The organism is Marinifilum caeruleilacunae (assembly GCF_013141825.1).
Classification (GTDB): Bacteria; Bacteroidota; Bacteroidia; order Bacteroidales; family Marinifilaceae; genus Marinifilum; species Marinifilum caeruleilacunae.
The window spans coordinates 138922-145463 of the sequence record NZ_RZNH01000008.1 but is presented as its reverse complement, the minus strand read 5'-3'; the positions used below and the strand labels follow the sequence as shown (position 1 = coordinate 145463).

Here is a 6542-nt window from a genome sequence, read left to right as displayed (position 1 = left end):
GTTTGGATCTATAATAACAAGAGACCTCATTTGAGTTTGAATTATAAAACACCTAATTTTATACATCAAAAATCCAGTGAGGCTAGCCTCACTGGATCATATAATTAATTTATAAATGTGTCAACCTATTTTAGGACGACTCATATAAAGTCCAATAGTCTAATAGTCCAATAGTCGAAAAGTCGAAAAGTCCAATGGTCGAATAGTCGAATAATCACCAAGCCTTTTACCTCTTCACTAATTCACTAATTCACTAACTCACTAATTCACTAACTCACTAACTCACAAATTCACTCCCCCACATTATTATAGTAAACCAGTCTTCATTCAAATATATTTCCTAATTTTACCTGAGGAGATAATGAATCAATAATAAAACAAAGATCATGAGTGATAAAAAACCTTCAGGACAAATAGATATTCAATTAAAAGAAGAAGTAGCACAGGGAACATATTCAAATTTAGCCGTAATTACACATTCTAGCTCCGAATTTGTAGTTGACTTTGTTAGGGTAATGCCAGGTGTACCAAAGGCTGATGTAAAATCCAGAATTATACTGACACCTGAGCATGCTAAACGTCTTTTATTGGCATTGCAGGACAATATTCAAAAGTTTGAGAATATGAACGGATCCATTAAGAATGTGGATGAAAATAATGGACCACAAGGGCCGGTAATGCCTATGAATTTTGGACCTACAGGACAAGCATAAAAAAAGGAAGCATTTCGCTTCCTTTTTTTATATTTTCGAGAATTTGAATATTGTTTGTTTTTTATTTCGTCTTTGGGCTGCAATCAGAAACCAGGTGAAAACAAGGCAAGCTATTAAAATACCAATAGTATATCCAATTGTCGTATCCATTTCCAAACCTCCATTCGTATTAGGGGCAACCATAATAAATGTTGCACAAACGGCGGTCATAAATGTTGCCGGCAAACTCATAATAAAATGATTTTTCTTTTTCTCTGCAAGATACATGGCAGCTGTCCAAAGCATTACCATAGATAACAACTGATTAAAAAGACCCAGGAATTTCCAAATTGTTCCAAAACTTAGTTGAGAAAGAATAAAACCCAGAACAAAAAGCGGAACAGAAACAATTAAGCGACTTTTTAAAGACTTCTGTTCCAGTTTAAAAAAGTCAGCAATCATTAGGCGGGCACTTCTAAATGCAGTATCGCCGGTGGTAATTGGACAGGCAATTACTCCAACAATTGCGAATATTGCTCCTACCTGTCCGAGCCAGGAATTGCAAATTTCGTTCACCACCCAGGCTGGGTTGTGTCCCGATGCAATTGTAGCATTCAAATCGGATGCTGTTCCAAAATAGTTCATGGCAGCCGTGGCCCAGATAATGGCAACGATTCCTTCCGCAATCATAGCACCAAAAAATACCGGACGACCATAACTTTCTTTGCGCATGCATCTAGCCATCATAGGTGATTGCGTAGAGTGAAATCCAGAAATGGCCCCACAGGATATTACAATAAACATCATTGGATATAAGATGTTTTGTGTAGGATTAATGTGCATGTTTTTTAACTGGTCAACAGAGAGTTCATTCAGGTGAAAACTGCCATTGAAACCATTGTATATCATGACACCCGCTATACTAAAAGCCATAATAAGCAGTGCAGCTCCAAATAAAGGGTAAATTTTACCTATAATTTTGTTGATGGGCAGTAAGGTGGCGATGAGATAGTATGCAAAAATACCGTACAACCAATAATGTAATCCGCCGCCAGTAAGATCTTTAAGTAAGCCAGCCGGACCAGTTACGAAAGCGACACCTACCATAATAAGGAGAGCAAATGTGATCATGGCTAGTATCACTTTTGATACCATTCCAAGGTATTTACCTACAATTTCCGGCAGACTGGCGCCATCGTTTCTAATGGAGAGCATTCCTGAAAAGTAATCATGAACCGCACCCATAAAAATACATCCAACTACAATCCAGATATAAGCCACTGGCCCGTACATTGCACCAAGAATGGCACCGAAAATAGGACCTAAACCGGCAATGTTCAAAAACTGAATGGTAAACATTTTCCAACGGGGCATTGGAATAAAATCAACACCATCTTCTAAACGAATGGCAGGAGTTTTAATGGAATTGTCTGCTCCAAAAAATTTCTCGATAAATTTCCCGTAAACAAAGTATCCTAATATTAGCGCTGCTATTGCTGATAAAAATGTGATCATAGCTAAATTCTGTTTGCAGTCAAAATTAAGGATTTTTGTATGAAATGATCTTTGTTGACTATTGATTTTGATTGAAGCACACAATTCCTATGAACAGCAGGAAAGCATAAGAGATTTTTTTCAGTATTAAAAATCTGATTTCTCACGAATTATCAGGAATATGAATCTAAATAATATTAAAAATTACTGTTTCATAACAAATAGTGTAATAGACTGCTATGGTGATAAATAAATAAAGACCAATCTGTCTTAATTATGCTATTATTCTTTCGCAATTAAGATTTGTTTTAAGTACTCTAATCTTTATATTTGCTAAGCTCTGAATTTTGCGAATTCAATTGTAAAAAGAGCAAACCTGAATATAGAAATAATAATTAGTGAATAGTTGATTTACATAGATACAGAATAAGTGCACTGACAGATTATTTGGAAGTATCTCAATAAATTAACGTCAAAAACTGATGTAAAAACACATATAGAATGAAAGGTTTAAAAATTGTTGTTCTTGCGAAGCAGGTTCCCGATACAAGAAATGTTGGGAAAGATGCTATGAAAGCGGATGGAACTGTGAACAGAGCGGCTTTGCCGGCAATCTTCAACCCTGAAGATTTGAATGCATTGGAACAAGCATTACGTTTGAAAGATAAGTACGAAGGCACAGAAGTTACTCTTTTAACCATGGGACCAGGTAGAGCTGCGGAAATTATTCGTGAAGGTCTGTACCGCGGAGCCGACAATGGTATCCTTTTGTCTGACCGTGCATTTGCGGGATCTGACACATTGGCTACTTCATACGCTTTGTCATGTACCCTTAAAAAAATGGGTAAAATTGATATTATTATTGCTGGTCGTCAGGCAATTGATGGTGATACCGCACAGGTAGGGCCGCAGGTTGCTGAAAAACTAGGATTACCACAAATTACTTATGCAGAAGATATCATGTCTGCAGAAAAAGGAAAAATTGTTGTAAAGCGTCGTTTAGAGCGCGGTGTTGAGACTGTTGAAGGTAAAATGCCAATGGTTGTTACTGTAAACGCTTCAGCTCCTGAATGTCGTCCACGTAACGCGAAGTATGTAATGAAATACAAGCATGCAAGAGCGGTATCTGAAATGCAGAATGCTGATGAGGATTATATCGCACTACACAACAACCGTCCGTACCTAAACATTGGCGAATGGAGTGTAAACGATATCGATACCAATTCAGAAGAACTTGGTTTAACAGGATCTCCTACGAAAGTAAAATCGATCGAAAACGTAGTTTTCCAAGCGAAAGAAGCTAAGGTTCTTGAACCAACCGAAGCTGATATGGGTGAGTTAATGAAAGAATTAATTGCTAACCACACTATTGGATAACAATTCAGTTGTCAGTTATCAGCCTAAGCTGCTAACTGTTTACTGAAAAAGTGAAATTTTAAAAAGATTATACCGTGAATAACGTATTTGTATATTGCGAAATAGAAGAAGGTCAGGTTGCCGATGTGAGTCTTGAGCTTCTTACAAAAGGTAGAAAACTAGCTGACGATTTAAAATGTGAGTTGGAAGCTATCGTAATTGGAGAAAATCTGAAAGGTGTTGAGAAGCAAATTATGCCTTTTGGTGTTGATAAAGTTTGGATTGCTGATGATAAGCGTCTTTACCCATACACAACACTTCCTCACACTTCAATCCTTGTAAAATTATTCGAAGAAGAAAAACCTCAAATCGCTTTAATGGGTGCAACTAGCATCGGTCGTGATTTAGGCCCTCGTGTTTCTTCAGCTCTTCATTCTGGTCTTACTGCCGACTGTACAAGTCTTGTAATTGGCGACCACGAAGACAAGAAAAACAAGAAAGAATATAAAGATTTGTTGTATCAGATTCGTCCTGCATTTGGTGGTAACATTGTTGCAACCATTATTAACCCAGATTGTCGTCCGCAGATGGCTACAGTTCGCGAGGGTGTAATGAAAAAGGAAATTGTATCAGATGCATACAAAGGAAAAGTTAAAAATATCGATGTAGAAAAATATGTGAAGCCGGAAGACTTTGTAATTAAAGTAATCGAGCGTCACATGGAGAAGTCAAAAGTAAACATCAAAAATGCAGGTATTATTGTAGCTGGTGGTTACGGTGTAGGTTCAAAAGCGAACTTCGACTTGTTAACAGAATTGGCAGAAGTAATTGGTGGTGAAGTAGGAGCTTCGCGTGCTGCTGTTGATGCTGGTTTTGCTTCTCACGAGCGTCAAATTGGTCAAACTGGTGTAACTGTACGTCCTAAGTTGTATATCGCATGCGGTATCTCAGGTCAGATTCAGCACACTGCGGGTATGGAAGAATCGGCAATGGTAATTGCTATTAATACCGATAAAAATGCACCAATCAATGCTTTCGCTGATTACGTAATTACTGGTGATATTGCAGATGTATTACCTAAGATGATTAAGCAATACAAAGAAAATACCAAATAAGCAGGTATTTCTGTTGGCTTAAATTATTAACACAAAAACATCAAAAGAAATGGCTAATTTCTATAGAGATAATGAGGATATGAAGTTCCATTTGGAACATCCTTTAATGAAAAAAATTGTTGCACTTAAAGAGCGCAACTTCGAAGATAAAGACAAGTACGATTACGCACCTCTTGATTTTGAGGATGCAATGGATTCTTACGATCGCACTTTGGAAATTGTAGGTGAAATTTGTGGTGATATCATCGGCCCAAATGCTGAAGGTGTTGACCAGGAAGGTCCTACAGTAGTAAACGATCGTGTAATCTACGCAAAAGGAACAGCTGAAAACCACGAAGCTTTAACCAAAGCTGGTTTAATTGGTATGTCTCTTCCTCGCGAATACGATGGATTGAACTTCCCAATTGTACCTTACGTAATGGCTGCTGAGTTGGTATCACGTGCCGATGGTGGTTTTGCAAACATCTGGGGACTTCAGGATTGTGCTGAAACCATTCACGAATTTGCTTCGAAAGAGCAAAAAGCTGAATACCTTCCTCGTTTTGCAAAAGGTGCTACTGCTGCAATGGATTTAACTGAGCCAGATGCAGGTTCTGACCTTCAGGCTGTACAGTTAAAGGCAACTTACAACAAAGAAGAAGATCAGTGGTATTTGAACGGTGTAAAGCGTTTCATTACCAATGGTGATGGTGATGTTTCATTGGTTCTTGCTCGTTCTGAAGAAGGAACTACTGATGGTCGTGGTCTTTCTATGTTCATTTACGACAAGAAGCACATGGCAGTAAAAGTTCGTCGTATCGAGCACAAAATGGGTATCATTGGTTCTCCAACTTGTGAGCTAGTATTTACTAATGCTCCTGCAGAATTGGTTGGTTCTCGTAAAATGGGATTGATCAAATATGTAATGTCATTGATGAACGGTGCACGTTTAGGTGTTGGTGCTCAGTCGGTAGGTATTGCCGAAGCAGCTTACCGAGAAGGTTTGGCTTACGCTAAAGAGCGTCGTCAGTTTGGTAAAGCAATTATCGAATTCCCTGCGGTTTACGAAATGTTGACCAATATGGAAGCTAAATTGAACGCTTCTCGTTCTGTATTGTACGAAACATCTCGTTTTGTTGATGTTTACAAATCATATTTCCACATTTCTCACGATCGTTCTTTGGATAAGGAAGAGAGAATGGATATGAAAAAATATCAGAAACTAGCTGATGTATTTACTCCATTATTGAAGTTATTCGCTTCGGAGTTCTGTAACGAAATTGCCTACGATTCATTGCAGGTTCATGCTGGTTCGGGTTATATGAAAGATTACCCAATTGAGCGTTTGGTTCGTGATGCACGTATTACCAACATCTACGAAGGTACAACTCAGTTGCAGGTAGTAGCTGCAGTTCGTGGGGTAACCACTGGTGCTTACCTTAATCAGATTAAGGAGTACGAAGCTTCTGATTTGAACCCACAGTACGAGTACCTAAGAACAACTTTGAAAGGTATGACTGCTAAGTACGAAGAAGCTGTGGCTAAAGTAAATGAGATTAATGCTACTGCAGATCACAACGATTTCCTTGATTTCCACGCTCGTCGTTTGGTAGAAATGGCTGGTTACATTATCATGGGATACTTGTTGTTGACCGATACTACAAGAAATGACAAATACCACTCTTCATGTGAGGTATTCATTAAAATGGGTAAAGCAAAAGTTGCTTCTTACCTTGAATACATCATGTCTTCTGAATTGAAGGATCTTGGTATTTTCAAAAAATAAGAGAGTCGTAAGACTTAGCATGAAGAGGTTTCCAATATGGGAACCTCTTTTTTTTGTGCCGATATTTGCTCTAACTATTTGGTTTGTATGGTATTGTTGCAATGTTAAATCTCCGTTAAC

General features: G+C 38.0%; 5 protein-coding genes. 4 read left to right on the top strand and 1 reads right to left on the bottom strand.

Translation table 11 applies throughout. The features are described 5' to 3' along the window. The first annotated feature begins 386 nt into the window (after positions 1 to 386). Complete coding sequence (locus tag ELS83_RS07260) at positions 387 to 713, top strand: DUF3467 domain-containing protein (RefSeq protein WP_171594871.1); 327 nt, start codon at positions 387 to 389, stop codon at positions 711 to 713. Positions 714 to 740: 27 nt separating this feature from the next. On the opposite strand, the gene ELS83_RS07255 is transcribed toward ELS83_RS07260, so the two are convergent. After that, entirely contained in the window at positions 741 to 2207 is a 1467-nt protein-coding gene (locus ELS83_RS07255; RefSeq protein WP_171594870.1) for a carbon starvation CstA family protein, read from the bottom strand. A gap of 480 nt (positions 2208 to 2687) precedes the next feature. Here ELS83_RS07255 and ELS83_RS07250 point away from each other — a divergent pair, with 480 nt between their 5' ends. From ELS83_RS07250 to ELS83_RS07240, 3 genes are all read left to right on the top strand, one after another. Beyond that, complete coding sequence (locus ELS83_RS07250) at positions 2688 to 3563, top strand: electron transfer flavoprotein subunit beta/FixA family protein (RefSeq protein WP_171594869.1); 876 nt, start codon at positions 2688 to 2690, stop codon at positions 3561 to 3563. A 74-nt stretch (positions 3564 to 3637) separates the two neighbouring features. Further along, positions 3638 to 4657 carry an FAD-binding protein gene (locus tag ELS83_RS22555; protein WP_171594868.1) on the top strand — a complete coding sequence of 340 codons (1020 nt, stop codon included), beginning with the start codon at positions 3638 to 3640 and terminating at the stop codon, positions 4655 to 4657. A 49-nt stretch (positions 4658 to 4706) separates the two neighbouring features. Continuing rightward, positions 4707 to 6422 carry an acyl-CoA dehydrogenase family protein gene (locus ELS83_RS07240; protein WP_171594867.1) on the top strand — a complete coding sequence of 572 codons (1716 nt, stop codon included), beginning with the start codon at positions 4707 to 4709 and terminating at the stop codon, positions 6420 to 6422. Positions 6423 to 6542 lie beyond the last annotated feature (120 nt).